General features: G+C 58.0%; 24 protein-coding genes. 17 read left to right on the top strand and 7 right to left on the bottom strand.

Annotated features, from left to right (window positions below; all coding sequences use genetic code 11):
* Positions 1-13: 13 nt before the first annotated feature.
* Positions 14-529 carry a DUF4330 domain-containing protein gene (locus WHJ28_RS05340; RefSeq protein ID WP_340040387.1) on the bottom strand — a complete coding sequence of 172 codons (516 nt, stop codon included), beginning with the start codon at positions 527-529 and terminating at the stop codon, positions 14-16.
* 122 nt (positions 530-651) lie between these two features.
* On the opposite strand from WHJ28_RS05340, the gene csaB reads away from it, so the two are divergent.
* The 6 genes from csaB (at position 652) to rpoD (ending at position 9,105) form a co-directional block, all read left to right on the top strand.
* Positions 652-2,883: a polysaccharide pyruvyl transferase CsaB gene (gene csaB / locus WHJ28_RS05335; protein ID WP_340040385.1), complete on the top strand. Its 2,232-nt coding sequence runs from the start codon at positions 652-654 to the stop codon at positions 2,881-2,883.
* Positions 2,880-3,956, top strand: a complete 1,077-nt coding sequence (locus tag WHJ28_RS05330; RefSeq protein WP_340040383.1) for a glycosyltransferase — start codon at positions 2,880-2,882, stop codon at positions 3,954-3,956. Before csaB ends, WHJ28_RS05330 begins: the two co-directional genes overlap by 4 nt.
* 65 nt (positions 3,957-4,021) lie before the next feature.
* The gene (locus tag WHJ28_RS05325) at positions 4,022-4,717 is read left to right on the top strand and encodes an HAD family hydrolase (RefSeq protein ID WP_340040381.1); all 696 of its coding nucleotides are present in this window, start codon (positions 4,022-4,024) and stop codon (positions 4,715-4,717) included.
* Positions 4,718-4,813: 96 nt separating this feature from the next.
* Positions 4,814-5,818 (top strand): deoxyguanosinetriphosphate triphosphohydrolase, encoded by a 1,005-nt coding sequence (locus tag WHJ28_RS05320; RefSeq protein ID WP_340040379.1) that lies wholly within the window; start codon positions 4,814-4,816, stop codon positions 5,816-5,818.
* Positions 5,819-5,975: 157 nt separating this feature from the next.
* On the top strand, positions 5,976-7,766 hold the full coding sequence (gene dnaG / locus WHJ28_RS05315; RefSeq protein WP_340040377.1) for a DNA primase: 1,791 nt from the start codon (positions 5,976-5,978) through the stop codon (positions 7,764-7,766).
* Positions 7,759-9,105, top strand: a complete 1,347-nt coding sequence (rpoD, locus tag WHJ28_RS05310; RefSeq protein ID WP_340040375.1) for an RNA polymerase sigma factor RpoD — start codon at positions 7,759-7,761, stop codon at positions 9,103-9,105. The genes dnaG and rpoD overlap by 8 nt, the downstream gene beginning before the upstream one ends.
* Positions 9,106-9,154: 49 nt before the next feature.
* Here the strand turns inward: rpoD and WHJ28_RS05305 are convergent, their stop codons facing one another.
* Entirely contained in the window at positions 9,155-9,835 is a 681-nt protein-coding gene (locus WHJ28_RS05305) for a Crp/Fnr family transcriptional regulator (RefSeq protein WP_340040373.1), read from the bottom strand.
* 199 nt (positions 9,836-10,034) lie between these two features.
* The gene (locus WHJ28_RS05300) at positions 10,035-10,247 is read right to left on the bottom strand and encodes a hypothetical protein (RefSeq protein WP_340040371.1); all 213 of its coding nucleotides are present in this window, start codon (positions 10,245-10,247) and stop codon (positions 10,035-10,037) included.
* Positions 10,248-10,424: 177 nt separating this feature from the next.
* Here WHJ28_RS05300 and WHJ28_RS05295 point away from each other — a divergent pair, with 177 nt between their 5' ends.
* From WHJ28_RS05295 to ptsP, 5 genes are read left to right on the top strand one after another with little or no spacing between them, the layout of a single operon-like run.
* The gene (locus WHJ28_RS05295) at positions 10,425-11,174 is read left to right on the top strand and encodes a DeoR/GlpR family DNA-binding transcription regulator (protein WP_340040369.1); all 750 of its coding nucleotides are present in this window, start codon (positions 10,425-10,427) and stop codon (positions 11,172-11,174) included.
* A complete protein-coding gene (gene pfkB / locus WHJ28_RS05290; protein ID WP_340040366.1) occupies positions 11,171-12,073 on the top strand; it encodes a 1-phosphofructokinase in 903 nt (300 codons plus the stop codon). Before WHJ28_RS05295 ends, pfkB begins: the two co-directional genes overlap by 4 nt.
* 21 nt (positions 12,074-12,094) lie before the next feature.
* Complete coding sequence (locus tag WHJ28_RS05285; RefSeq protein ID WP_340040365.1) at positions 12,095-14,014, top strand: PTS fructose transporter subunit IIABC; 1,920 nt, start codon at positions 12,095-12,097, stop codon at positions 14,012-14,014.
* A gap of 55 nt (positions 14,015-14,069) precedes the next feature.
* Positions 14,070-14,333 (top strand): HPr family phosphocarrier protein, encoded by a 264-nt coding sequence (locus WHJ28_RS05280; protein ID WP_340040363.1) that lies wholly within the window; start codon positions 14,070-14,072, stop codon positions 14,331-14,333.
* A 40-nt stretch (positions 14,334-14,373) separates the two neighbouring features.
* On the top strand, positions 14,374-16,095 hold the full coding sequence (ptsP, locus tag WHJ28_RS05275; protein ID WP_340040361.1) for a phosphoenolpyruvate--protein phosphotransferase: 1,722 nt from the start codon (positions 14,374-14,376) through the stop codon (positions 16,093-16,095).
* 248 nt (positions 16,096-16,343) lie between these two features.
* Here the strand turns inward: ptsP and deoC are convergent, their stop codons facing one another.
* Together deoC and WHJ28_RS05265 are read right to left on the bottom strand one after the other, a co-directional pair.
* Positions 16,344-17,009, bottom strand: a complete 666-nt coding sequence (deoC, locus tag WHJ28_RS05270; RefSeq protein WP_340040359.1) for a deoxyribose-phosphate aldolase — start codon at positions 17,007-17,009, stop codon at positions 16,344-16,346.
* 24 nt (positions 17,010-17,033) lie between these two features.
* Positions 17,034-18,161, bottom strand: coding sequence for a DUF362 domain-containing protein (locus tag WHJ28_RS05265; RefSeq protein ID WP_340040357.1), 1,128 nt, complete (start codon positions 18,159-18,161; stop codon positions 17,034-17,036).
* 499 nt (positions 18,162-18,660) lie between these two features.
* On the opposite strand from WHJ28_RS05265, the gene WHJ28_RS05260 reads away from it, so the two are divergent.
* The 5 genes from WHJ28_RS05260 (at position 18,661) to WHJ28_RS05240 (ending at position 21,317) form a co-directional block, all read left to right on the top strand.
* Positions 18,661-18,888: a hypothetical protein gene (locus WHJ28_RS05260; protein WP_340040355.1), complete on the top strand. Its 228-nt coding sequence runs from the start codon at positions 18,661-18,663 to the stop codon at positions 18,886-18,888.
* A 71-nt stretch (positions 18,889-18,959) separates the two neighbouring features.
* Entirely contained in the window at positions 18,960-19,541 is a 582-nt protein-coding gene (locus WHJ28_RS05255; RefSeq protein WP_340040353.1) for a hydrolase, read from the top strand.
* 145 nt (positions 19,542-19,686) lie between these two features.
* Positions 19,687-20,199 carry a flavodoxin family protein gene (locus tag WHJ28_RS05250; protein WP_340040351.1) on the top strand — a complete coding sequence of 171 codons (513 nt, stop codon included), beginning with the start codon at positions 19,687-19,689 and terminating at the stop codon, positions 20,197-20,199.
* The gene (locus tag WHJ28_RS05245; protein WP_340040350.1) at positions 20,187-20,792 is read left to right on the top strand and encodes a hypothetical protein; all 606 of its coding nucleotides are present in this window, start codon (positions 20,187-20,189) and stop codon (positions 20,790-20,792) included. The genes WHJ28_RS05250 and WHJ28_RS05245 overlap by 13 nt, the downstream gene beginning before the upstream one ends.
* A gap of 48 nt (positions 20,793-20,840) precedes the next feature.
* A complete protein-coding gene (locus tag WHJ28_RS05240; RefSeq protein ID WP_340040349.1) occupies positions 20,841-21,317 on the top strand; it encodes a TspO/MBR family protein in 477 nt (158 codons plus the stop codon).
* A gap of 36 nt (positions 21,318-21,353) precedes the next feature.
* On the opposite strand, the gene hcp is transcribed toward WHJ28_RS05240, so the two are convergent.
* On the bottom strand, positions 21,354-22,994 hold the full coding sequence (gene hcp / locus WHJ28_RS05235; protein WP_340040348.1) for a hydroxylamine reductase: 1,641 nt from the start codon (positions 22,992-22,994) through the stop codon (positions 21,354-21,356).
* Between the two features lie 103 nt (positions 22,995-23,097).
* Here hcp and WHJ28_RS05230 point away from each other — a divergent pair, with 103 nt between their 5' ends.
* A complete protein-coding gene (locus WHJ28_RS05230) occupies positions 23,098-23,778 on the top strand; it encodes a Crp/Fnr family transcriptional regulator (protein ID WP_340040347.1) in 681 nt (226 codons plus the stop codon).
* 55 nt (positions 23,779-23,833) lie between these two features.
* Here the strand turns inward: WHJ28_RS05230 and WHJ28_RS05225 are convergent, their stop codons facing one another.
* Entirely contained in the window at positions 23,834-24,304 is a 471-nt protein-coding gene (locus WHJ28_RS05225; RefSeq protein ID WP_340040346.1) for a GNAT family N-acetyltransferase, read from the bottom strand.
* Positions 24,305-24,505: the final 201 nt, after the last annotated feature.

The following is a 24,505-nucleotide window of genomic DNA, read 5'->3' as shown; positions in this document are numbered from 1 at the left end:
GATCTCAGCCGGTTTACTCGGCGTTCTCGCTCCAGGTGCAGTCCAGAACCACACCGTTAAGCTCAAATTTATCGGTTTTGAGAATGTGGTTCTTGCCCACACGCACCTCCTGGGTACCAAGCTCTGTGGTAATGGGATTGGCCACATTGCACTCCACGGTGAAGGTCAGGTCCAGCAGTCCCTTATCAGCAGTAAAAGCGATCGTATCGCCGGATGTGCTCACTGTCACATCTCCGCCGTGAGGCTTGGCCTCTACGCCGGTGACCTGGCCGTCCAGCAGTTCACCGGAGGCCATCAGGGTGGAAGGGATATAATTTTCCTTAATACTCTCATAAACCGCCGGCTGAACGTTCTCTACCAACACGGTATATTCCACATGGGTGGTGGTGGCGCCTCCGCCCACAATGCCGCTGCTGCCGGGTTTGAGGAATTTCATACCCAACACCACCGCCGCGATGATGATCACCAGAAGCACCAGCAGATCCACGATGTTGATTTTACCAAACAATCTTCCCTTTTCGTCTATCATCTTTTTGCAGCCTCCGAGGTTGTAAATTCATGTCGCACTTGGTACAATGGTACCGGGTTATTGTATCATAGATCCCCACCGAGACACAAGTACTTTCTTTTTTCTTTGGAGGTTTTGATTTCATGAAGGTCATGCACCTCATCTCCGGCGGCGACAGCGGCGGCGCCAAAACTCACGTTCATTCCCTGCTGAAAAATCTTGCCCATACCATTGATGTTACCATGGTATGTTTTATGGAAGGTCCCTTTGCACAGGAAGCCCGGGAACTGGGTATCCCCACCGTGGTCCTGCCTGGACACAATCTGCTGAAGACCCGCAGCACCCTGAAAAAGATGATCGTGGAGGGGGGCTATCAACTCCTCCACTGTCACGGCGCCCGGGGCAACCTGATGGGCGCCCTGCTGCGGAAGGCCACCGGCCTGCCCGTGGTCACTACCGTCCACTCCGATTATCGGCTGGACTACCTGGGCCGTCCCTTCTCCCGCATCACCTACGGCACCATCAACACCATCGCCCTTCGGAGGCTGGACTACCGTATTGGCGTTTCCGACGCCATGACCGATCTGCTCATCTCCCGGGGCTTTGACCCGGACAAGCTGTTTACCATCTACAACGGCATTGATTTTACGCCCCGTACCCCCGCCCTCTCCCGGGAGGAATACTGGAAGAGCGTGGGTCTGGATGCCGACCAGGAGTCCGTTGTGGTGGGCATTGCCGCCCGCCTCAATCCCGTCAAGGATATTGCCACCCTGGTCCGCGGCTTTGCGCTGGCCCATAAAGTCTGCCCTCATCTGCGGCTGCTTATCGCCGGTGACGGCGAGCAGATGGGAATGCTGAAGGATCTGGCCAGCCAGCTTGGCGTATCCAAGCAGGTCTGCTTTGCCGGTTGGGTGTCCGACACCGACAGCTTCTACAATGCCCTGGACATCAATACCCTCACCTCTCTTTCCGAAACCTTCCCCTACTCCCTCACCGAGGGCGCCCGGGCGGGCCTGCCCACAGTAGCCAGCCGAGTGGGCGGCGTACCTTACCTGATCGAGCATGGTATTCACGGCTTCCTCTTTGAGGCAGGGGACGCCGAGGGACTCTCCCGCCACCTCATTGCGCTGGCCCAGGATCGGGAACTGCGCCAGCATATGGGCCAGCGGCTCTATCAGCGGGCCAAGGAGGACTATTCCCTGGAGAGCACCCTGCAGCGGCAGCTCTCCATTTACGACACCATTCTCCGCCGCCAGGACCGCAAGACCGGCCGGCGGGACGGCGCCCTGGTATGCGGAGCCTATGGCCGGGGCAACGCCGGTGACGACGCCATTTTGGAGGCCATCGTCACCGAGCTGCGGCAGGTAGACCCCGACCTGCCCATCTGGGTGCTCTCCCGCAGTCCGGAGGATACCCGGCGCACCTATCGCGTCAACTCCATCTATACCTTCGCCTTCCCCAAGTTCCTGTGGCGGATGCGAAAAACCAAGCTGTATATCAACGGCGGCGGTTCCCTGATGCAGGACGTAACCAGCCACCGCTCCCTGTGGTTCTATCTCTTCACCATCTCCTGGGCCAAACGGCTGGGCAATCAGGTTATGATGTACGGCTGCGGCATTGGTCCCATCCACTCCCCTGCCAACCGGAAACGGGCGTCCAAGGTGCTCCAGAAGAGCGTGGACGCCATCACCCTGCGGGACACTCACTCCCGTGAAGAACTGACCGACATGAAGGTCACCCACCCGGAGATCATCCTCTCCGCCGACCCCACGGTCATCCTGCCCGCCGCTCCCGCGCCCGTGGTGGACGGTATTCTGGAGAGCCAGGGTATCGACCCCAACGGCAAATATATCGGGTTTGCCCTGCGGCCCTGGCCGGGCTTCGAGGCCAAGGCCCCCGTTTTTGCTGCCGCCGCCGACTACGCCTATGAAAAATACGGCCTGACTCCCGTCTTTCTGCCTATTGAGCGCCGTCTGGACGTGGATGCCGCCAAGCTGGCTGCAAAGTATATGAAAGCCCCCCACCACATTCTCACCCATACCGGCAGTTCCGATCACACCATCGGTCTGTTTGCCCGGATGCAGGCGGTTATCTCTATGCGGCTTCACGCCCTGGTCTTTTCCGCCGGTCAGGGTGTACCCCTGGTGGGCGTGGTATACGACCAGAAAATCAGTTCCTTCCTCTCCTATATCGGCCAGGATCTATATACCGATCTGGATAAGGTGACGGTGGAATCCCTGTGCGGCTATATCGACGCGGTTTATACCCGGATCGGAGACACCGAATTCCTGTCCGGCGGCGTAGAACGCCTGCGCCAGGTGGAGGAACGCAATCAGGAGACCGCTCGCCAGCTTTTGGAGGGTGTGTCCCGTTGAAACAGATCCTGTGTCTCTCCTCCCAGCCCTGGAGCACCATTCCCACCCGCACCCAGCAGCTGATGACCCGGCTGAAGGATGCCAAAATTCTCTTTCTGGAGCCTCCTTCCCGCAGCTACCGCAAGCCTGGCCGGAAGGTGCGCCCCGGTTTAACTGTATACGCCCTCCCGCCCGCGCCTGAGGCCGCCGAGGATCAGCGGCTGCTCCGGTTCGTCCGGGACCGCAAGCTGACCCGCCACATCCTCAAACTGATGGATATGCACCGGTTTCGGGAACCTCTGCTCTGGTGTACTTCTCCGGAGCAGGTCCACCTGCTGGACGCCATTCCTCATCAGGGGCTGGTATATGACTGCGCTCAGGACTGGCTGGACACCCCGCCTGAGTGGGAGAGCGACCTGGCCCTGGCCGCCGACGTGATCTTTGCCGCCTCCGAGGGGTTGGCCGACCATCTTTCCCCCTGCAGTGACAACATTGCCTTGCTTCCCAACGGAGTCAGTTATCCCATGTTTTCCCGTGCCAGTACAGAGTGCCCCGCTCCCCTGGCCGACCTTGCCGGCCCGGTACTGGGTTTTGTGGGCACGATCTGGGAAGATCTGGACTTGACGCCAGCCATCCAGGCCGCCCGCGCCCTGCCCCGGTGTACCTTTGTTTTTGTTGGTCGGGCAGAACCCTACAATCCCCAGTTGCGCACTCTGGAGTCCCTGCCCAACGTCCGTCTGCTGGGCCGCCAACTGCCGGTGGATATTCCCGACTATCTGTCCCGTTTCGACGTGTGCCTCCATCTGCTACGCCAATCCGACTATGGCGCGGATGTGGTACCCAGCCGGATCTATGAATATCTCTCTTCCGGCAAGCCCATTGTTGCCATGTTCTTCCCTGACCATGTGGAGCACTTTCCCGATGTGATCTACGCCGCCCACAGCCCCGGCGAGTTTGCGCGGCTGTGCATCCGCGCTCTGGAGGAGCCGGCAGGCTGGCCTGCCGCCCGCCGGCGGGAACACGGAGCCGCCGCCGCCTGGTCCAACCGGGCTATGCAGGTTGCCCAGATCCTCTCTGCCAACGGACTTTACTGACCCACAATGCGGGCGGTCCCACAGACCGCCCGCATTTCCTGCCATTGCTGATAAGGAGGCTTGTTATGATCCCCTATTCCACTGTAATCTTCGATCTGGACGGCACCCTGCTGGATACCCTTCAGGATCTGGCCGACAGTACCAACTACGCTCTGGCGCTCCACAAACTGCCCACCCGCTCTTTGGATGAGGTACGCCGCTTTGTGGGCAACGGAGTTGGGCTGCTCATCCACCGCGCCGTGCCCGGGGGCACTCCCGAAGAACTGGAGGCGCAATGTCTGGCCGATTTCCGGGCCCACTACCTGCTGAACATGGAACACCGCACCGCCCCCTACGCCGGTGTGCTGGAACTGCTGGACGGTCTGAATCAGGCCGGGATCAAACTGGCAGTGGTGTCCAATAAATTTGACGGCGCTGTCAAAGGTCTGTGTCAGACTTACTTTGGAGATCGGGTGAAGGTGGCCATCGGTGAATCCCAGGGCATTGCCCGCAAGCCCGCCCCTGATACTGTGTTTCGCGCCCTGAAAGAGCTGGGCGCCCATGCCGAAGAGGCCGTCTATGTAGGCGACTCCGAGGTGGATATCCAGACCGCCCGCAACGCCGGTCTGCCCTGCCTGTCCGTGAGCTGGGGCTTCCGTGATCCACAATTTCTGACCGGACAGGGCGCACAGCAGATCATCTCCACCCCTGATTCTCTGCTGGCCCTGCTCACCGGCAAGCAAAGTGACGAATTTCTCCACCTTCCTCAAGGGAATTTGTGAGCATAATAGAAAATCCGCAAAAAAAGAAGGGTTTTATCCAGGCTGCGGCGTATAAAGAATAAAGGTTGAAATTTGCTGAGAGGCTGGTGAGCGACCATGGTACTGCGTGAACAGACCGAAGCCGCCGAGTCGGCCCTGCTCTCCCCCTATGCCTGCCTGTCCGCCCACTCCCGGGGACGTCTGGTCCCTCTGGAGCCCTGCCCCACCCGGACCTGCTTTCAGCGGGACATCGACCGGATCGTCCACTCCAAGGCCTTCCGGCGGCTCAAGCACAAGACCCAGGTCTTTCTGGAGCCGGAGGGGGACCACTACCGTACCCGCATGACCCACACCATCGAGGTCAGCCGCATCGCCCGCACCATCGCCCGTGGCTTACGCCTCAACGAGGATCTGGCGGAAGCGGCAGCCTACGGCCACGATCTGGGCCACACCCCCTTCGGCCATGCTGGAGAGCGGGTCCTCAACGAGATCATGCCCGGCGGCTTTGCCCACAATGAGCAGTCTCTGCGGGTGGTGGACCGCCTGGAACGGGAGGGCGAGGGACTCAACCTGACCTACGAGGTGCGCCGGGGCATCCTCTGCCACACCGGCCCCGACCAGGCTGAGACCCTGGAGGGCCGTCTGCTGCGGCTGGCCGACAAGATCGCCTACATCAATCACGACATTGACGACGCCATGCGGGGCAAGATCATCTACCCCATGGACCTGCCCCTCTCGGTGTCCCAGGTGCTGGGCTTCACCCACTCTGAGCGAATCAACACTTTGACAGTGGACATCATCACCCAGTCCGCCGGAAAGAACGACATTGTCCAGTCCCCCGCCTGCCGGGACGCTATGAATGAACTGCGGGAGTTCATGTTTGAATATGTCTACCGCAGCCCGGTGGCCAAAGGAGAAGAGGGAAAGGCTCAGGACATGATCCGCCGTCTGTTTGAGTTCTATGTGAAGGACCCGGACAAGCTGCCTCCGGAATATCAGGATATCCGTGTGGAGGAGGGTGTGGAGCGTGCCGTATGCGACTATATCTCCGGTATGACCGATAAATATGCCGTAGATCAGTTCAGCGACGCTTTTATCCCGAAGTCCTGGAGCGTAAAGTAATCTCACTTTATACTTCTTGATTTTAAAGGGTTTTGATTATTCCAACTCGTTACTTCCCCTCTTATCGGGAGTTCATTTTGTAAGGTTATTTGACTTTACACATGTTCGCGTATGAAAATGGCATTGATTGGAAAACATAGTCGGAAGGAGGATGCCTGTGGCGATACCAGAACAATTTATTGACGATCTGGTGGCCCGCAGCGACATCGCCGATGTGGTCTCTTCTTACGTCCACCTCACAAAAAAAGGAAGCAATCTATGGGGCCTGTGTCCCTTCCACAATGAAAAGACCCCCTCCTTCTCCGTCTCTCCCGATAAGCAGATCTATCACTGTTTCGGCTGCGGCAAGGGTGGCGGCGTGATCTCTTTTGTCATGGAGATGGAGAACCTTCCTTTTCTTGACGCGGTAAAGCTGCTGGCCAAGCGGGCAGGACTGGAGGTGCCTGAGGCCGGAGAAAACGAGGCCTACCGCAAAAAGCGAACCCGGCTGTTGGAGCTGTCCAGAGACGCGGCCCGCTTCTATCATGACTACCTTACCAGTCCCGGCGGCCAACAGGTGCGGGACTACATCGCTCAGCGGCAAATCTCTCCCCGTACCGCTACCCGGTTCGGTCTAGGGGCCGCTCCCGACCAGTGGGACGCCCTCACCAAGGCCATGACCGCCAAGGGGTACACCAAGATGGAACTCATCGACGCCGGTCTTGCGGTGGCCGGGAAGAACGGTGGCATTTATGACAAGTTCCGGTCCCGGCTCATGCTCCCGGTTATTGACGTGCGGGGCGAAGTGGTGGGTTTCACCAGCCGCCTGCTCCCCGGACTGGAGGGCGCCAAGTATCTGAACACCCCAGAGACGGTACTCTTCAAAAAAGGCCGGCTCATTTATGCCCTCAACTTTGCCAAGAATACCAAGCGCCCCAATCTGGTGCTGGTGGAAGGCAACATCGACGTGATCACCCTGCACCAAGCGGGCTTTGATAATGTGGTAGCCACCATGGGTACCGCTCTCACCGAAGAACACGCCCGCATTTTGGCCCGGTACACCAAGGAACTGGTGCTGTGCTACGACAATGATGCCGCCGGCAAGCAGTCCACCGACCGGGTGCTCAACATTTTAAAAAATGCCAACCTCACCGTCCGGGTACTTCAGCTGCCCAACGCCTTTGACGCCGAAGGCAAGCCCATCAAACAGGACCCGGATGATTTTGTTAAAAAGTTTGGGCCCACTGCCTTTGAGAAATGCCTCAACGGCAGTGCCGGCCAGAACGACTACCGGCTGGACAGCCTTCAGTCAAAGCATGACCTGTCAAGCGAGGAGGGCAGGCTGGCCTACCTAAAGGAAGCAGTAGCCACCATCGCCGCCCTTCAAAGCCCCATTGAACGGGAGATCTACGGCAACAAGGCAGCGGCAGTAGCAGGCATTTCCGGAACCGCCATGGCCCAGGAGGTGGCTCGTTTCCGAAAGGACCGGGCCTGGCGGGCTAGAAAGGTCCAGGCAAAAAAGGACCTGACCCCTGCCGTCCAGCTCCAGCCCAAATCCAGGCAGCTGCGCTACGAGAACATCCGCTCCGCCCGGGCGGAGGAGGGTGTAATCCGGCTGCTGCTGCTGGACTCAAGTCTGCTGCCTGAGACAGAGGGGCTGGACCCCTCCCAATTCTCCTCTCCCCTGCTGGCCAAGCTCTATGTGCTGCTCAAGCAGCGGCACAGCCAGGGGCTCAGCTTACAGCTGGGCGCGCTGTCCGGATCGCTGGACCCGGAGGAGATGAGTCACATCACCGGGCTTTTGGAACAACCGGAGACCCGTTCCAATCGCAGCCAAGCGTTGCGCGACTACTTAGAGATCATCGAAACAGAAGCCGCCAAACGGGGCGGCGCCGGACTGGACCCGCTGCTGGCAGCCCGGGATAAATTCAGAGAGAAAAAATCATATGGAGGACAACCGCATGAGTGAAAAGAAGACCACCGGTAAAAAAGAGCTCACCCTGACCCTGGAGGATCAGGCCAAGCTGGCCCGCGACAACGCCAAGAAGATGGAGCAGGGCAAGATTGAGGTCATGAAGGTGGTGGAAGGCGTCCAGGGCTCTGAAAAACTGGCCGAACTGATCGAGCGGGGTAAGAAAAACGGCAAGCTTTCCTCCAGCGAACTGATGGACGTGCTGGAGAACATGGACCTGGAAAGCGAGCAGATGGACAAGATCTACGATACCCTGGAGAACCTGGGCATCGACACTGTGGGCGACGATTATCTGCCCGAGCTGGCTGACGATACCATGCCTCCTCTGGAGGAACTCAACGAAATCGAAGATCTGCCCGAAGAGGAGATCGTAGACCCCAATACTCTGGTGGACTCCTTCGGCATCGACGATCCGGTGCGGATGTACCTGAAGGAGATCGGTAAGGTCAACCTGCTCACCCCCGATGAAGAGGTCCAGCTGGCCCAGGATATGGGCGCCGGCGATGCCGCCAAGGAGCAGCTGGAGGAGATAGAGCGGGCAAAAGAAGCCGGCGAAGAGGTCATGCTGTCCGAGGATGATATCAAAGAACTGCGCCGGCTGGTAAAGCGGGGCGAGGCCGCCAAGCAGCGCCTGGCCGAGGCCAACCTCCGTCTGGTGGTGTCCATTGCCAAGCGGTATGTGGGCCGTGGCATGCTCTTCCTGGACCTGATCCAGGAGGGTAATCTGGGCCTCATCAAGGCTGTGGAGAAGTTTGACTACACCAAGGGCTACAAGTTCTCCACCTACGCCACCTGGTGGATCCGGCAGGCCATCACCCGTGCCATCGCCGACCAGGCCCGTACCATCCGTATCCCCGTCCATATGGTGGAGACCATCAATAAGGTCATCCGTGTCTCCCGTCAGCTCCTCCAGGAGCTGGGCCATGATCCCACCCCCGAGGAGATCTCCGAGGAGATGAATATGCCGGTGGATAAGGTTCGGGAGATCCTGAAGATCGCCCAGGAGCCTGTCTCCCTGGAGACCCCCATCGGCGAGGAGGAAGACTCCCATCTGGGCGACTTTATCCCCGACGAGGACGCCTCCGAGCCCTCTGAGGCCGCTTCCTTCACCCTGCTGAAGGAGCAGCTGGTTTCCGTGCTGGGCACCCTCACCGAACGCGAGGAGAAGGTCCTCAAGCTGCGTTTCGGCATCGAGGACGGCCGCACCCGCACTCTGGAGGAGGTCGGCAAGGAGTTCAAGGTGACCCGTGAGCGTATTCGTCAGATCGAGGCCAAGGCCCTGCGTAAACTGCGTCATCCTTCCCGCTCCAAGAAGCTGAAGGACTTCCTGAACTGATCTACAAACAAAAAGCGGGCGTACTGCATTGCAGTATGCCCGCTTTTTGTTATTCCATAGACTCCGGCAGAACCTTCAGGTGGAATCGCCGGCGGTCGGCCTCCAGCACCCCTTCCTTTTGCAGCTGGCCGATGGTGCGGGACAGTGCGCTGCGATCCACGCAGAGGTAGTCTGCCAAACTCTGGCGGTCAAAGGGAACCACCACCGTAGCCCGACCGGTGCGGGCTGCCTCCTCCTCCAGATAGGAGAGCAGCCGCTCCCGAATGGTACGGCCAGAGAGGTGGTCCAGCTTTCCGGTAAGAAACAGATTCTTCTCAGCCAACACCCACAACAGATTATGAATCAGCTTTCCATGGGCTCCACAGGCAGCGGCACAGGGCATGGACAGCCGCCGGCAGTCCAGCAGCAGCACCGCCGTATCCGCCATTGCGGTAACGGTAACCGGAAGGTTCTCGGCTCCGGCACAAGCATAGGATTCTGCAAAAAGCCGCCCCGGTCCCATCTCTCCCATCACGATCCGCTGCCCATCAGATCGGATGCGGCTTACCTGCACCTGCCCCGCCAGTACCACACCCAAATGGGTCGCAGGATCTCCCGCTCGAAGCACCGCAGTCCCCCGCGGATACCGCCGCACACCCCCGCCCATACAGTCCAGCAGGGCAAACAGCTCCTCCTCTTCCATTCCCCGAAACAGCGCCGTCCGACGCAGCGCTCCCTCATATTCCCGCATGGATGCCCTCCATTGAAGTTCTCGGCTCCTTGTCCTATTTCTCTGTTATCCTACCAGATGTCTCCCCGAAATACAAGGAACTCTTGCAATAGCCGTACAGAACTGGTAAGATGGAACTACTACATAAGAAACGGTGGGTGAAACCATGTCGGTCTACTTCTCCCTGGGTGCACTGTTCCTCATTCTCGGCCTGATTTTCCTATTGATCCCCTTTGAAAAGCTTAAGACTGTTTTTCGAAGGATGCGTTCCAGTATCACCACAAAAATAGGCGGAGCCGTTTTTCTGGTTGCTGGAATCGCAACCATAATCACGGGGCTGCTCCAGTAAAATCATGCGCCGGTGTGCTTTGGCCACCGGCGCACTTTTTTGATCGTTTTTGCGTATTTCATATTTTGTACTTTCTTTTTTCACCGGATTTTTCCAAAACCTCCCCATGGTAGTTCGTCAGACTGTCCAAAAAGCAGTCTGCTTTTTTGTGCGCGGACTTGACTGTTTGTGATTGACTGTGATTGATATTGGTGCTATATTTGAGTTGCAAAAAAGATCAGTCATTTTCAATCAAAACAAAGCAGAAAGGAGAGGTCCTCCATGTTGGCAGAGCAGCGTTTCGAAACCATCCTGCAGGAACTGACCAACAGTCGGGCAGCCAGTGTAACCCATCTGTGCGAACTCACCGGCGCCTCTGAAGCCACCATCCGGCGGGACTTGACCATCCTGGCCCGACAGGGCAGGCTGAACAAAGTGCACGGCGGAGCGGTTCTGACCGACAGCACCTTTCAGGGTGAGGAGCCTGACGTAACCACCAAATCCCTGCTTCATCGGGACGAAAAGGACTCCATTGCCCACTACGCTGCCGGACTCATCAATGACGATGATGTGGTATATCTGGACGCAGGTACCACCACGGTACGGATGGTGGAGTACTTAAAGGGCTCCCGTGCTACCTTTGTCACCAACGGTATCGCCTGCGCCCAGCGGCTGATGGAGCTGGGACTGCGTGGTTACGTGCTGGGCGGCTACCTCAAGCCTGGCACTTGGGCTGTAGTAGGTACCGGCGCACTGGAGGAGCTCGGCAAGTATAACTTCACCAAAGCTTTCCTGGGTATCAACGGCATCACCATCCGCCAGGGTTTCACCACCCCAGACCCGGAGGAGGCGGCCATTAAGACCAAAGCCGCTGAGCAGTCCTACCTCACCTTTGTGCTGGCCGACAGCAGCAAATTTGAATTGGTATCCACCGTGACCGTGCTGCCGCTGGAGAAGGCCACTATTATTACCGAGCATCTCTCCGACCCCAGTTATCTGGAGCACACGGTCATCAAGGAGGTATCCGTATGATCTACACAGTAACCTTTAATCCCGCCCTGGATTATGTGGTTTGGATGGATGCTCTGCGTCCCGGCCAGATCAACCGCACCCAGAGCGAGGAAATCCAGTATGGCGGCAAGGGCATCAACGTATCCACTGTTTTGTCCGCGCTGGGTGTAGAAAATGTAGCACTGGGCTTTCTGGCCGGATTCACCGGCCGGGCGCTGGAGGAGGGCCTGCGGAGCCGCGGAATCCGCACCGATTTTATCTGGCTCCCCGATGGACTGACCCGCATCAACGTCAAGGTTAAGGGCGGCGATGAGACTGAAATCAACGGCCAGGGTCCCACCGTGGGTCCAGTCGCCCTACGGGCCCTTCAGAACAAGCTGGACCGGCTGGAGGCCGGAGACTTTCTGGTGATCTCCGGTTCTGTACCCGCTGCTTTGTCTCACGATGTATATGAACAGATCCTGGCCCGTCTGGAGGATCGGGGCATCCAGTTTGTGGTAGATACCACCCGGGATCTGCTATGCAGCGCCCTCCCCTATCATCCCTTCCTCATCAAACCCAACGATCTGGAACTGGGCGAGCTGTTTGGCCGTACCCTGGAAAGCGATGAGGACATCTGGTCCTGTGCCGTAGAGCTGCAGGCCAGGGGCGCCCGCAACGTACTGGTCTCTATGGCCGGGGAGGGTTCCCTGCTGCTGGACGAGCGAGGCGGCTGCCACCGGCTGGGCGTACCCAAGGGCATCGTCCGCAACTCGGTAGGTGCCGGCGACTCCATGGTGGCCGGTTTCCTGGCTGGTTGGCTGGAGAGAGGCGACTACGCCTACGCCCAGCGCCTGGGCGCCGCCGCCGGTTCCGCTACCGCCTTTGCTGACGGACTGGCCACGAAAGAAGAAATCATGGCACTGATCCATACCTTCTAATTCAGAAAGGAGTTTCCTACCATGCGCATTGTCGATCTGCTGAGCCCGGCAAAAATCGCGCTGGGCGCCGCCGCCACCGATAAGGAGGCCGCCATCGATCTGTTGGTGGACCTGCAAAACAAGAGCGGCTGTCTCACTGGCCGGGAAGCCTATAAGCAGGCTATCCTGGCCCGGGAATCTCAGACCAGCACAGCCATTGAGATGGGGATCGCCGTCCCCCACGCCAAAAGCGCCTGCGTCAAATCCCCCAGTCTTGCCGCGTGCATTCTGAAAGAAGGCGTGGATTACGGCGCTATGGACGGCCAGCCCTCTGACCTCTTCTTCATGATCGCCGCCCCCATGGATGGGGATCTGCACCTGGAGATCCTGTCCCACCTGATGGTGCTGCTGATGGATTTCAACTTCATCAGCGAACTGCGGGCAGCCTCCGATGCCAAAACCTTTATGGATGTCATCGATAAGTACGAGGCCGCCAAATTCCCCGAGGAAGCCCCCGCAGAATCTCCTGCATCCACTGTCGAGAGTCCTGCCGCTGGTCCCCGTATCCTGGCAGTCACCGCCTGCCCCACCGGCATTGCCCACACCTACATGGCCGCCGAGGCTCTGGAGAAAAAGGGCAAGGAACTGGGCATTTCCGTTAAAATTGAGACCCAGGGTTCCGGCGGCGCCAAAAACATCCTGACACGGAAGGAGATCGATGCCTGTGACGGCATTATCATCGCCGCTGACAAAGAGGTCGATCTGGCCCGGTTTGACGGCAAACCGGTGCTGAGGGTCCCGGTCTCTGACGGCATCCATAAACCCGAGGAACTCATTCGTCAGGCCCCCAGCGCCCCCATCTACCATCACGCCGGTCAGGTGGTGCAGGAGACCTCCAACGAAAGCATCGGCCGAAAGCTGTACAAGCAGCTGATGAACGGCGTCAGCCATATGCTCCCCTTCGTCATCGGCGGCGGCATCCTCATCGCTCTGGCCTTCCTGCTGGACGACGCCTCCATTGACTATGCCAATTTCGGCACCAACACCCCCATTGCCGCCTGGTTCAAAAACATCGGCGGTGTAGCCTTCAACTTTATGCTGCCCATCCTGGCCGGCTACATCGCCATGTCCATTGCCGACCGGCCCGGTCTGATGGTGGGCTTTGTAGGCGGCGCGCTGGCCGTGTCCGGCGCCACCTTCGCCTCCCCCTCCGGTACCGCTGTCTCTGCCGGTTTCCTGGGCGCTCTCATCGCCGGTTTCGCTGGCGGCTACCTGATGCTGGGTATGCGGAAGATCTGCGACAAGCTGCCCCGGGCACTGGAGGGCCTCAAACCCATCCTGATCTACCCCGTGGTGGGGCTTCTCATCATCGGCCTGTTTATGTGCCTCATCAATCCCATTGTGGGCGCCATCAACACCGCCCTTTACTCCGGCCTGGAGGCCATGGGCGAGGGCAGCAAGATCGTTCTCGGCATCGTGCTGGCCGGTATGATGGCCGTGGATATGGGCGGTCCCTTCAACAAAGCCGCCTACGTGTTTGGAACCTCCACTCTGGCCACCATGGCCGCCGGGCAGGGTTCCGACATCATGGCCGCCGTCATGATTGGCGGTATGGTGCCCCCCATCGCCATTGCGCTGGCCACCAGCTTCTTCCGCAACCGCTTCACCGAGGATGAACGCAAGTCGGGCGTAGTCAATTACATCATGGGCCTGTGTTTCATTACCGAGGGCGCCATCCCCTTTGCCGCCGGCGATCCTCTCCGTGTCCTGCCCGCCTGCATCGTGGGCTCCGGCGTGGCCGGCGCTCTGTCCATGGCCTTCGGCTGCGCCCTCCCCGCCCCTCACGGCGGCATCTTCGTCTTCCCCGTCATGACCAATGTACTGGGCTATGTCATTGCCCTGGCCGCAGGTTCTCTGGTGGGTATGATCCTGCTGGGCCTGCTGAAAAAGAAAAAGATCTAATAAAACGTATATCCTACACACAATACTTGATCGAACTCAGAAAGGAAGTATCATTATGGTTATCGCCAAGACCAAAATCATCAATCCTCAGGGTATGCATATGCGTCCTGCCCAACTCTTTGTCAACACCATGGCCAAGTACAAGAGCGATGTTACCATCGTTTTCAACGGCAAGGAAATCAACGCCAAGAGCATCATGCACTTGATGGCCGCCTGCATCAAGCAGGGCAGCGAGATCGAGATCCAGTGCAGCGGCGAGCAGGAGGCCGACGCCCTGAAGGCCGCCGTGGAGCTGGTGGAATCCGGTCTGGGCGAGTGATCGCTCAGACCCCCGAACCGATAAATAGGAGGAAACCGCTATGATCTTACGGGGCATCGCCGCTTCAGACGGAATCGGCATCGGCAAAGCCGTCTGCGTCCGGGAGCAGAGTCTGGATTACTCCGCTGTGAAATACGGCGGCAAAGAGGTAGAGAAGGAACGGCTCCAGGCCGCTATCACACAGTTCAACGAAAAAACCACCGCCATGGCCGACCACATTCGGGCCCAGGTGGGAGAAAAGGAATCCGAGATCCTCACCGGCCAGATCATGATGCTGGGCGACCCCTTCATGCAGAGCCAGATGGGGGAAGTCATTGACGCCGGCCAGTGCGCCGAGGCGGCGGTGGATCAGGTGTGCACCATGTACGCCGAGATGTTCGCCGGGGTGGACGACGAGCTCATGCGCCAGCGAGCCACCGACGTGCGTGATATCCGCAGCCGGATGCTTGCCATCCTGCTGGGGGTCACCGGCGTGGATGTGAGCCATCTGCCCGCAGGCAGCGTGCTGGTGGCCAACGACCTGACGCCCTCCATGACGGTGGGGCTGGACAGGGAACACGTTGCCGCCATCCTTACCGAAGTCGGAGGCCGTACCAGCCACTCCGCTATCCTGGCCCGAGCGCTGGAACTTCCCGCCGTACTCAGTGTGCCCCGGGCCATGGAGCAGCTGAAGGACGGGGACAGCGTCATTGTGGACGGCAGCGAGGGGACCGCTATGGTCAACCCGGACCAGCGCACTTTGGCCGAGTATCTGGCCAAGCAGGAGGAGTTTCTCCGCAGAAAGGCCCTGCTGGCCGTCTATCGGGGCCGGGAGACCGTGGATGCTGAGGGCAAACGCTACGCCCTGTACGCCAACATCGGCTCCCCCACAGAGGCCGGCGCCGCCGCTGAGGCAGGGGCCGAGGGCATCGGCCTGTTCCGCACTGAGTTCCTGTTCATGGACCGGACCAGCGTGCCCACCGAGACCGAGCAGTATGAGGCCTACCTGGCTGTCTCCCGCATCATGGCGGGCAAGGAGGTCATCATCCGCACCCTGGATGTAGGCGGCGACAAGGCTGTGGAGTACCTGGGCATGGCTTACGAGGACAACCCCTTCCTGGGCCACCGGGCCATCCGCTACTGCCTGGACAACCCCGACCTGTACAAGGTACAGCTCCGGGCCCTGCTCCGGGCAGGCGCCGAGGAGAAGAACATCAAGATCATGCTGCCCCTGGTCACCTCTCTGGAGGAGATCCGCGGCGCCCGGGCTCTGCTGGAGGCCTGTAAGGCCGAGCTGGAGGCTGAGGGGCTGCCCTACCACAAGGACATCCCCCTGGGCATCATGGTGGAGACTCCTGCCGCCGCCCTTATTGCCGACCTGCTGGCTCGGGAGTGCGACTTCTTCTCCATTGGCACCAACGACCTGACCCAGTACACCATGGCGGTAGACCGTGGCAACGCCCAGGTGGAAAATCTGTACACCACCTTCCACCCCGCTGTGCTCCGCTCCATCCGCAGCGTGATCACCTCCGCCAAGGAAGCCGGCATTCCGGTAGGTATGTGCGGCGAAGCCGCCGCCGATCCCCGGCTCATTCCCCTGCTCATGACCTGGGGCCTGGATGAGTTCTCCGTCAGCTCCTCCGCCGTGCTGGCAACCCGCGCCCAGATCCACCACTGGTACGCCGCCCAGGCAGCCCAGGTCACTCAGGAGGCCATGGGTCTGTCCACCGCCTCCGCCGTGGAGGGTTATCTTCAGTCTGCGACAAAGGACTGCTTCTCATAAAACAACAAGGCCCTCCGGCAGTGCCGGAGGGCCTTGTTATATCTTGTTTGAATTAGTATCCCTGGGGTGTCTGCCCCTTCACCAGTTTAACAATAGCGGAAGTACCCAGGCGGTCGGCTACCCCATGAGATACAATCTCATGGGGACCCCTCTTTTTATTTGCGGCCGGGGAAACTGAATTCCCCCGGCCTGCGCCGCATTGGCGGCGTCCTGCCTGCGGCGGGTCCTGGGCGCCGACCCCTCAGCGCTCAGTATCCCTGGGGTGTCTGCCCCTTCACCAGTTTAACAATAGCGGAAGTACCCAGGCGGTCGGCGCCCAGGTTGATAAAATCCTCGGCGTCCTGAAGCGTACGGATGCCGCCGGCAGCCTTGATACGCACTTCAGCCCCCACATTAGCCTTGAAGAGAGCCACATCTTCACGGGTAGCGCCGCCGGTGGAGAATCCGGTGGAGGTCTTGATATAGTCGGCTCCCGCCTCGGTAACGATCTGGCACATCTTGACCTTCTCATCCTGGGTCAGCAGGCAGGTCTCCACGATGACCTTCAGAATACGCCCCTGACAGGAGGCCTTGATGGCTTTGATCTCCTCCAGCAGATCATTCCACCGCTGGTCCTTCACCCAGCCAATGTTAATAACCATATCGATCTCATCCGCGCCGTTGCGGATGGCATCCTCTGTTTCAAAGACCTTAACAGCGGTGGTGGAATAACCGTTGGGGAACCCGATCACGGTGCAGACCTTCAGGTCGTTCCCCACATAGTCGGCCGCCTGCTTCACAAAGGAGGCGGGAATACAAACAGAAGCACAGTCGTACTTCAGACCGTCGTCACAAACTGCTTTGATCTGTTCCCAAGTAGACTCCTGTTTGAGCAGGGTGTGGTCACAGCGGGCCAGAATCTCCTTTACGTCCATATCAAATCTTCCTTTCTTTGGGCGTTATTTTACCTTGATCAACTCATAGGAACGGGTGCCCACACCGATCTTCTCGCAGTGGGCCAGACATACCTTCCAATCAGTTTCCGGCATACTGTTGATAAAGTGATCGTGGTGATCACAGAAACCGGGACGGTGCATCTGATCATCCAGGGCGGAACCGGGGATGGGAGCCTGGCGCAGGCAGGCATCGGCGCAGGCCTGGTCCAGCGCCACAGCGTCAAAGGAGGCGAACATACCTACGTCGGGCAGGATAGGCAGGTCGTTCTCGCCGTGACAATCACAATAAGGAGACACATCAATGACCAGGCTGATATGGAACTGAGGACGGCCATCCACCACCGCCTTGGTGTATTCCGCCATACGGCAGCTCAACTCTTCCATAGCGGCGTCATAGCCGGTGTGGATGGCGTCCACATTACATACCGCAATGCAGCGGCCACAGCCTACGCACTTATTCTGATCAATGGAGGCCTTGCGATCCTCCCCATAAGAGATGGCGTCATGGGCGCACTGCATGGAGCACTTCCCACAGCCGACGCAGCGCTTCTCACTGACCACCGGTTTACCCTGAGCATGCTGCTCCATCTTACCCCGGCGGGAACCGCAGCCCATACCCAGATTCTTGATCGCGCCGCCGAAGCCGGTCTGCTCATGTCCCTTGAAGTGGGACAGGGAGATGATCACGTCGGCTTCCATGATGGCCTTACCAATCTTGGCGGTGGTAATATGCTCCGCGCCCTCCACCGGCACCTCTACGTCGTCGTTGCCACGCAGACCGTCGCCGATGATGATCTGGCAGCCAGTGGACAGCGGAGAAAAACCATTCTCAAAAGCGGCATCCAGATGCTCCAAGGCGTTCTTCCGCCGTCCGGGATACAGGGTGTTGCAGTCGGTCAGGAAGGGCACACCACCCAGACTCTTTACCACATCGGCTACCACCTTGGCATAGTTGGGCCGCAGGAAGGCCAGATTGCCCGGCTCTCCAAAGTGCATCTTGATGGCCACCAGCTTGTGGTCAAAGTCGATTTCCCCGATCCCCGCGGTGCGGATCAGCTTTTCCAGCTTATTCAGCAAATTTTTCCCAGGCCGACAACGCAGGTCAGAGTAATATACCTTTGCCTGTTCCATAGGTGTAACATTCCTCCCGGTTTACACTGTAATGTTGATTCAACTTATTTTATACCGGTTTCCCGGGAACCGCAAGTGCTTTTCTTTTGTACGCCCTTTGGACCAGCGCACGTTGAAGGGCATTGCTTCTTTTCTTTCATTTTCTCCCCGTCTTTACATTATGTTACCGAAAACCAGTCAGTTTCCCTTTCACTCTCCCCCCAATGTGGATATCTCTGTGGATATGTGGACAATTTTAACCGCATTTTAAGCATTTCTATTACAAAGACATTAACTTCCACCTTCAAAATCTCACTTTATGTAAACTTTCTTCACTCCCATTCTACCTGGCAGGTGCCGTTTTTCTCTGTTTTTACTCAAATGCAGATAATCATTTTTGCAGCTTATTTTTCCCATTTTTCCCCGCAGCTAAATTGACGAACTATTTTTTGCAGAAGTTCCTTCATTTTCCGTCTATAAGTCACTCTGTCGCAGTACATCCTAATTCCGGGGTGATACCATGAAAGCATATTACAGGGACCTTTACGTCCTGTTTCGCCATGACGCCAGAGCACGGGAATACTTCGACCACCTGCCCGCCCATGTACAGGACGTCATCAGCGCTCAATACCGCCAGATCGACTCCATGGACCAGCTGGAACGCTTTGCCGCCCGCTGTCATGCGCCGCTCTTTCCGCTGGAGGGCATCGGAGGTCTCACCTTCCTCCCTCCTCCGACGCAGCCATAGGACCGCAATCCTTTTGCATCGGAACTTCTTCTGTGCTATAATGTGGAAAAGCACAAAAGGAGGCCCTTATTATGAAATTGACCCGTGCGCAGGCTCTGGCTCTGCTGAAGACATATAACAAAGAGCCTTTCCATCTCCGTCACGCCTTCACCGTAGAGGCGGTCATGGACTGGTTTGCCCGTCAGTTCGGATATGAAGCGGAGGCTGACTTCTGGGCCACCGCAGGACTGCTCCACGACCTGGATTTTGAGCTGTATCCCGATGAACACTGTGTCAAAGTCCGGGAGATCATGGAGGAGCAAGGTCTGGACCCCGCTCTTATCCATGCGGTGGTCAGCCACGGCTGGGGCATGACCGAGGGCAATGCGGTGCCGGAGCATCAGATGGAAAAGGTTCTCTTTGCCGTGGACGAGCTTACCGGCCTGATCGGCGCCGCCGCCCTCATGCGTCCCTCAAAGAGCGTTCAGGATATGGAGCTGTCCAGTCTGAAAAAGAAGTATAAGGATAAGCGTTTTGCCGCTGGCTGTTCCCGGGAGACCATTGCCCAGGGCGCTCAGCTGCTTGGCTGGGAACTGAACGACCTGTTGGAGCGCACCCTCCAGGCTATGAAGGACTGTGAGGCCTCCATTGAGGCCCAGTGCGCCGCCCTCTGAATTATCTGCCCCACAGACCTGCCACCCTCCCGGTAGCAGGTCTGTCTTTTTTCTTTATTCATATTATTTTACTAGGATTTTTGTTTTATCTATGATATACTGTTAGATGTCGTTTACCAACAGAAAAAAGGAGTGTAGCATACCTATGGACCTGATATTAACAGACCACCCTCTCTCTTCCTTGCCCTCAGCCAGTAATCTGCGGCTGATCAACGTAGCCGAACAGAAGATCGCTAACTGTGTGGGCTGCTTTGGCTGCTGGGTCAAGACACCGGGCCGCTGTGTCATCCGGGATGACGCCCCGGCTATCTACCCTGATATAGCCCGCTGCGAGCGGCTGTTGGTCGTTAGCCGCCTGTTTCTTGGCTGCTATGATCTGCCCATAAAACGCCTGGTGGAGCGTTCCATCCCCAGTCAGCAGGCTTTTATCCGCCTCCACCACGGAGAGTGCCACCACTTCCAGCGTGCAGTCAAGCCCAAGGAACTGACTGTGGTAGCCTATGGCGCTCAGGATGAGGAGGAGCGGACCATTTTTGACCGATGGCTGGCCCGCAATTCCCTGAACACCCTGACAGAGCACTACACCATCCATTTTGCAGACTCGGAGGCTCAGGTGGAAGATCTGGCTGGAAAGGTGGTACAAGCATGGGCAAACTGATGATCGTTAACGGCAGCCCCCGGGCGCCAAAATCCAACTCCAAACTGTATATCCAGGCCTTTTTGTCCGCCTGGTCTGGCGAATATGAGCAATACAGTGTGCTCCAACGGCAGCATACCGCCTGTCTGGAACAGCTCAAGGAATGTTCCGATCTGCTGCTGGTTTTCCCTCTTTATACCGACGGCCTGCCCACTGGTCTGATGGAATTTTTAAAGGCCATGTTAGAGCAGCACACCGCTCCCCTCACCGTCCATGTTATTATCAACTGCGGTTTTCGGGAGCCGCATCAGAACGATGTGGCAGTGGACATGATCCGTCTCTTCTGCAAGCGGGGCGGACATAAGATGGGCGGTGTCCTGCGGATGGGCTGCGGCGAGGCCTTCCCCAACACTCCGTTTATGGGAATGGCCCGTCGAAAGGTCCAAAAGCTGGCCCGTTCCATTCAAAAAGGCCGCCCCGCTCAACTCTCCATCACCCTGCCGCTGACCGGAGGTATGTTCCTGCGGGCCGCTAATAAGTACTGGCTGAGCCGAGGTGCGCAATTCGGGAACTCCCAGCCCCAGATGGCAACCATGGAAGTCGAAGGACAGTAACGTATACGAAAGCGCCTCTGTGTATATACTGACTCCAGGTGATATGGTATGAAACAATTTCCCTGGAAAATCTATGCCCTGTTTATCCTCATCACAGAGGGAGTAGGCTTTCTCTCCGGCTGGCTCACCCGGGACGGGGCCAAAGCCTACAGCCAGTCCATTGTACAGCCGCCTCTATCCCCGCCCGCCGTAGTCTTTCCCATTGTCTGGGGCATTCTCTTTGCCCTGATGGCCATAGCCGCCGCCCGGATCTGGCTTTCTCCCCCATCCGACATCCGCACCCGGGGGCTTGTGCTCTATTTTGTACAGCTGGCCTTCAATTTCTTCTGGAGCATTCTGTTTTTTAACCTCCAGGCCTTCGGCGTTGCCCTGCTCTGGCTGGCGGCACTGTGGGGACTGATCCTCTGGACCCTCCTCACCTTCCGCAAGATCGACCCGATTGCCGCCTGGTTGCTGCTTCCCTACCTGCTATGGGTGAGCTTTGCCGCCTACCTCAATCTGGGCGTCTGGTATCTTAACCGATAAAAAAATCCGGCAGGCTGTGCCTGCCGGATTTTTGATTTATGCGTTCTCACCGAAAAACAGCTTCATGTCCTCTTCCACAGTGCCAATGCCGGCGATACCGAAGTTCTCCACCAGCACCTTGGCCACGTTGGGGCTGAGGAAAGCGGGAAGAGTGGGCCCCAGGTGGATATTCTTGACCCCCAGGTACAGCAGCGCCAGCAGCACGATGACCGCCTTCTGCTCATACCAGGCAATATTGTACACGATGGGCAGATCGTTGATGTCCGCCAGCCCAAAGACCTCCTTCAGCTTTAGCGCGACCACCGCCAGAGAGTAGGAGTCGTTGCACTGACCTGCATCCAGCACCCGGGGAATACCGCCAATGTCGCCCAGATCCAGCTTGTTGTACTTGTACTTTGCGCAGCCGGCGGTAAGGATTACCGTATCCCGAGGCAGGGCCTTGGCAAACTCGGTATAGTAGTTCCGACTCTTGGCCCGGCCGTCACAGCCCGCCATGACTACAAACTTCTGAATAGCGCCGCTCTTAACTGCCTCCACCACCTGGTCGGCCAGAGCCAGCACCTGGGCATGGGCAAAGCCCCCCACGATCTCGCCGGTCTCTATCTCCTCAGGAGGAGCGCAGCGCTTTGCGTGCTCGATGAGGGCGGAAAAGTCCTTCTTCTCTCCTACCCCGCCGGAGATGTGCTTGCAGCCGGGGAATCCGGCGGCCCCGGTGGTGTACAGCCGGTCCTTGTAGCTCTCCTTGGGGGGCACGATGCAGTTGGTAGTCATGAGGATGGGGCCGTGGAAGGACTCAAACTCCTCCTTCTGCTTCCACCAGGCATTGCCGTAGTTGCCTACAAAATTGGGGTACTTCTTGAATGCGGGGTAGTAGTGGGCAGGCAGCATCTCGGAGTGGGTGTACACGTCCACGCCGGTGCCCTGGGTCTGCTCCAGCATCTGTTCCAGGTCCCGCAGGTCATGACCAGATACCAGGATACCGGGATTCTTGCCCACGCCAATATTGACCCTGGTGATCTCCGGATTGCCATAGGCCCCGGTGTTGGCCTGGTCCAGCAGAGCCATACCCTGGACGCCATACTTGCCGGTCTCCAGAGTCAGGGCAACCAGCTCATCAGCGGTGAGGCTGTCATCCAGGGTAGCCGCCAGCGCCTTCTGGAGGAAGGCGTCCGCCTCGTCATCATCCTGCATCAGTGCATTGGCGTGCTTGGAGTAGGCGGACAGGCCTTTGAGGCCGTAGGTGATCAGCTCCCGCAGAGAGCGAATGTCCTCATTTTCAGTGGACCGCACCCCTACCTGGGCAGCCTTGGCCGCCCAGTCCCCGGAGCCGTCCCAAAGAGCAGCCTCAGGCAAGGATTCCTTCCCCTCCACCTGGGCCAGCAGATTGGCCTTGACCTCCAATGTGGCGCTAATGCGGGCCTCAATGGCCTCCTGATCAAAATTAGCGTTGGTAATGGTGGTAAACAAATTCAGGGTAATGAGGTGATTGATCGCCCTCTCCACCGGCACGTTCTGAGTCCGCAGAGCGGTAGTCACCGCAGCCAGTCCCTTTGTCACATAGACCAGCAAATCCTGCATGACCGCCACATCGGCGGTCTTTCCACAGACACCCACTTTGGTACAGCCAGTGCAGCCGACTGTCTCCTGGCACTGATAGCAAAACATATTGTGTTCCATTGATAAGCCCTCCTGGTTTTGCACGGTTGCTTGCCGTTGTAGGCCTAGTATAGTATAATGATAGCAACAAGTCTGTTGTTATAACAACACTCAGGAGGGAAAGATGAACGGCACCTTACTGGCGAATACCGCCTTATTCCGAGGCACTTCTCCCCAGGAGGCGGAGGCTATGCTGAACTGCCTGGGGGCAGTGGAGAAGGGGTTTTCCAAAGGGGATCGAATTTACCGCAGCGGGGATTATGTGACCGATCTGGGCATGGTGCTCTCAGGCAGCGTTCTGATTCAGACTGACGATTTGTGGGGCAACACCACCATGCTGGACAGAGCTGGCCCCGGCCAGATTTTTGCCGAGACTTACGCCTGTGTGCCCGGAGAACCGCTGATGGTGGATGTGGTGGCTGCAGAGGGAACACAGGTCCTCTTCCTCAATGTGGATCGGGTGCTGCAGGTATGCTCCCACACCTGTGCCCACCACAGCAAGCTGATCCGCAACCTGCTGCTTTTGTCCGCCCAGAAAAATCTGAATTTGTCCCGAAAAATCTTCCATACCTTTTCCAAAACCATCCGGGGCCGTCTGCTCTCCTATCTATCCTACCAGGCCCGCCGGAGCGGCAGCCCCAGCTTTACGATTCCTTTCAACCGGCAGCAGCTGGCCGACTACCTCAATGTGGAGCGCAGCGCCCTGTCCAATGAGTTGGGCAAAATGCAGCGGGATGGATTACTTCTGGTGGATAGAAACCGCTTCACCCTCACGCAGGACTCCTCCGCTCTGTCTTGCCCCTAAATCAGAAACGGGCCCGCCGCAGATGCGACAGGCCCGTTTCACTTGATTTTTAGGTTTAGAGATCGTAACGATATACTTTTTCCGTGGCGCCCTCGCCCACTGGGATGTAGTCCACAAACTTCCATCCGATCTTCTCGTAGTAGTTTTCCAACTTGGTAATCAGATAAAGGCAGGGGTAGCGCTTCAGCACTCTAACGGCCTCAATGCTGGCCGCCTGGAGACGCTGTCCAATGTGGAGATTGCGGTACTCATCCTTCACATACAGGGTAGCCATCCAGGGCGACAGGTCCTGTCTGGTCTTGGCATCGTTGAGCCACAGGGACACCACACCCACCGGCTTGTCTCCCATGACTGCCACCAGCATCTGAGGCACTGTATCCCGCTGGGAAGCATACTTTGTGCGATAAATGATCTCCTCCAGAGAATACCCGTCGGCCTTGGCCCACTCCAGCCACAGCCATTGGGAAACTTCCTCCATGTACTCCGGCACATCGGCCAGATTCAGAATCTTGATCTCTTCCGCCATGACAGCCCTCCTATCTGTACTTTGCCTGTTGGAACGCCTTCATTATAGGGGCTTTTCCCGACTGCGTCAAGTTCAGGGCAGGCACAGGAGAACTTCATCGGCATGAAAAAGCGCCGGATACTTCCGTGCCCGGCGCTTCGTTTCTCTGAATGCAATTTGTGGTCGTTCCTTCCAAAACGGTCGTTTGTCCAACCATTTTGA

This window comes from Flavonifractor porci (assembly GCF_037572415.1).
GTDB lineage: Bacteria > Bacillota > Clostridia > Oscillospirales > Oscillospiraceae > Flavonifractor > Flavonifractor porci.
This window is presented reverse-complemented; position numbering and strand designations above follow the sequence as displayed.

Coding starts and splice junctions, on each gene's coding strand:
- ptsP (WP_340040361.1), top strand. CDS start 14,374: ATGATCTTACGGGGCATCGCCGCTTCAGACGGAATCGGCATCGGCAAA.
- WHJ28_RS05255 (WP_340040353.1), top strand. CDS start 18,960: ATGAAATTGACCCGTGCGCAGGCTCTGGCTCTGCTGAAGACATATAAC.
- rpoD (WP_340040375.1), top strand. CDS start 7,759: ATGAGTGAAAAGAAGACCACCGGTAAAAAAGAGCTCACCCTGACCCTG.
- WHJ28_RS05225 (WP_340040346.1), bottom strand. CDS start 24,304: ATGGCGGAAGAGATCAAGATTCTGAATCTGGCCGATGTGCCGGAGTAC.
- WHJ28_RS05245 (WP_340040350.1), top strand. CDS start 20,187: ATGGGCAAACTGATGATCGTTAACGGCAGCCCCCGGGCGCCAAAATCC.
- pfkB (WP_340040366.1), top strand. CDS start 11,171: ATGATCTACACAGTAACCTTTAATCCCGCCCTGGATTATGTGGTTTGG.
- WHJ28_RS05250 (WP_340040351.1), top strand. CDS start 19,687: ATGGACCTGATATTAACAGACCACCCTCTCTCTTCCTTGCCCTCAGCC.
- WHJ28_RS05280 (WP_340040363.1), top strand. CDS start 14,070: ATGGTTATCGCCAAGACCAAAATCATCAATCCTCAGGGTATGCATATG.
- WHJ28_RS05320 (WP_340040379.1), top strand. CDS start 4,814: ATGGTACTGCGTGAACAGACCGAAGCCGCCGAGTCGGCCCTGCTCTCC.
- csaB (WP_340040385.1), top strand. CDS start 652: ATGAAGGTCATGCACCTCATCTCCGGCGGCGACAGCGGCGGCGCCAAA.
- WHJ28_RS05265 (WP_340040357.1), bottom strand. CDS start 18,161: ATGGAACAGGCAAAGGTATATTACTCTGACCTGCGTTGTCGGCCTGGG.
- WHJ28_RS05340 (WP_340040387.1), bottom strand. CDS start 529: ATGATAGACGAAAAGGGAAGATTGTTTGGTAAAATCAACATCGTGGAT.
- WHJ28_RS05305 (WP_340040373.1), bottom strand. CDS start 9,835: ATGCGGGAATATGAGGGAGCGCTGCGTCGGACGGCGCTGTTTCGGGGA.
- hcp (WP_340040348.1), bottom strand. CDS start 22,994: ATGGAACACAATATGTTTTGCTATCAGTGCCAGGAGACAGTCGGCTGC.
- WHJ28_RS05230 (WP_340040347.1), top strand. CDS start 23,098: ATGAACGGCACCTTACTGGCGAATACCGCCTTATTCCGAGGCACTTCT.
- WHJ28_RS05260 (WP_340040355.1), top strand. CDS start 18,661: ATGAAAGCATATTACAGGGACCTTTACGTCCTGTTTCGCCATGACGCC.
- WHJ28_RS05285 (WP_340040365.1), top strand. CDS start 12,095: ATGCGCATTGTCGATCTGCTGAGCCCGGCAAAAATCGCGCTGGGCGCC.
- WHJ28_RS05295 (WP_340040369.1), top strand. CDS start 10,425: ATGTTGGCAGAGCAGCGTTTCGAAACCATCCTGCAGGAACTGACCAAC.
- WHJ28_RS05240 (WP_340040349.1), top strand. CDS start 20,841: ATGAAACAATTTCCCTGGAAAATCTATGCCCTGTTTATCCTCATCACA.
- WHJ28_RS05325 (WP_340040381.1), top strand. CDS start 4,022: ATGATCCCCTATTCCACTGTAATCTTCGATCTGGACGGCACCCTGCTG.
- deoC (WP_340040359.1), bottom strand. CDS start 17,009: ATGGACGTAAAGGAGATTCTGGCCCGCTGTGACCACACCCTGCTCAAA.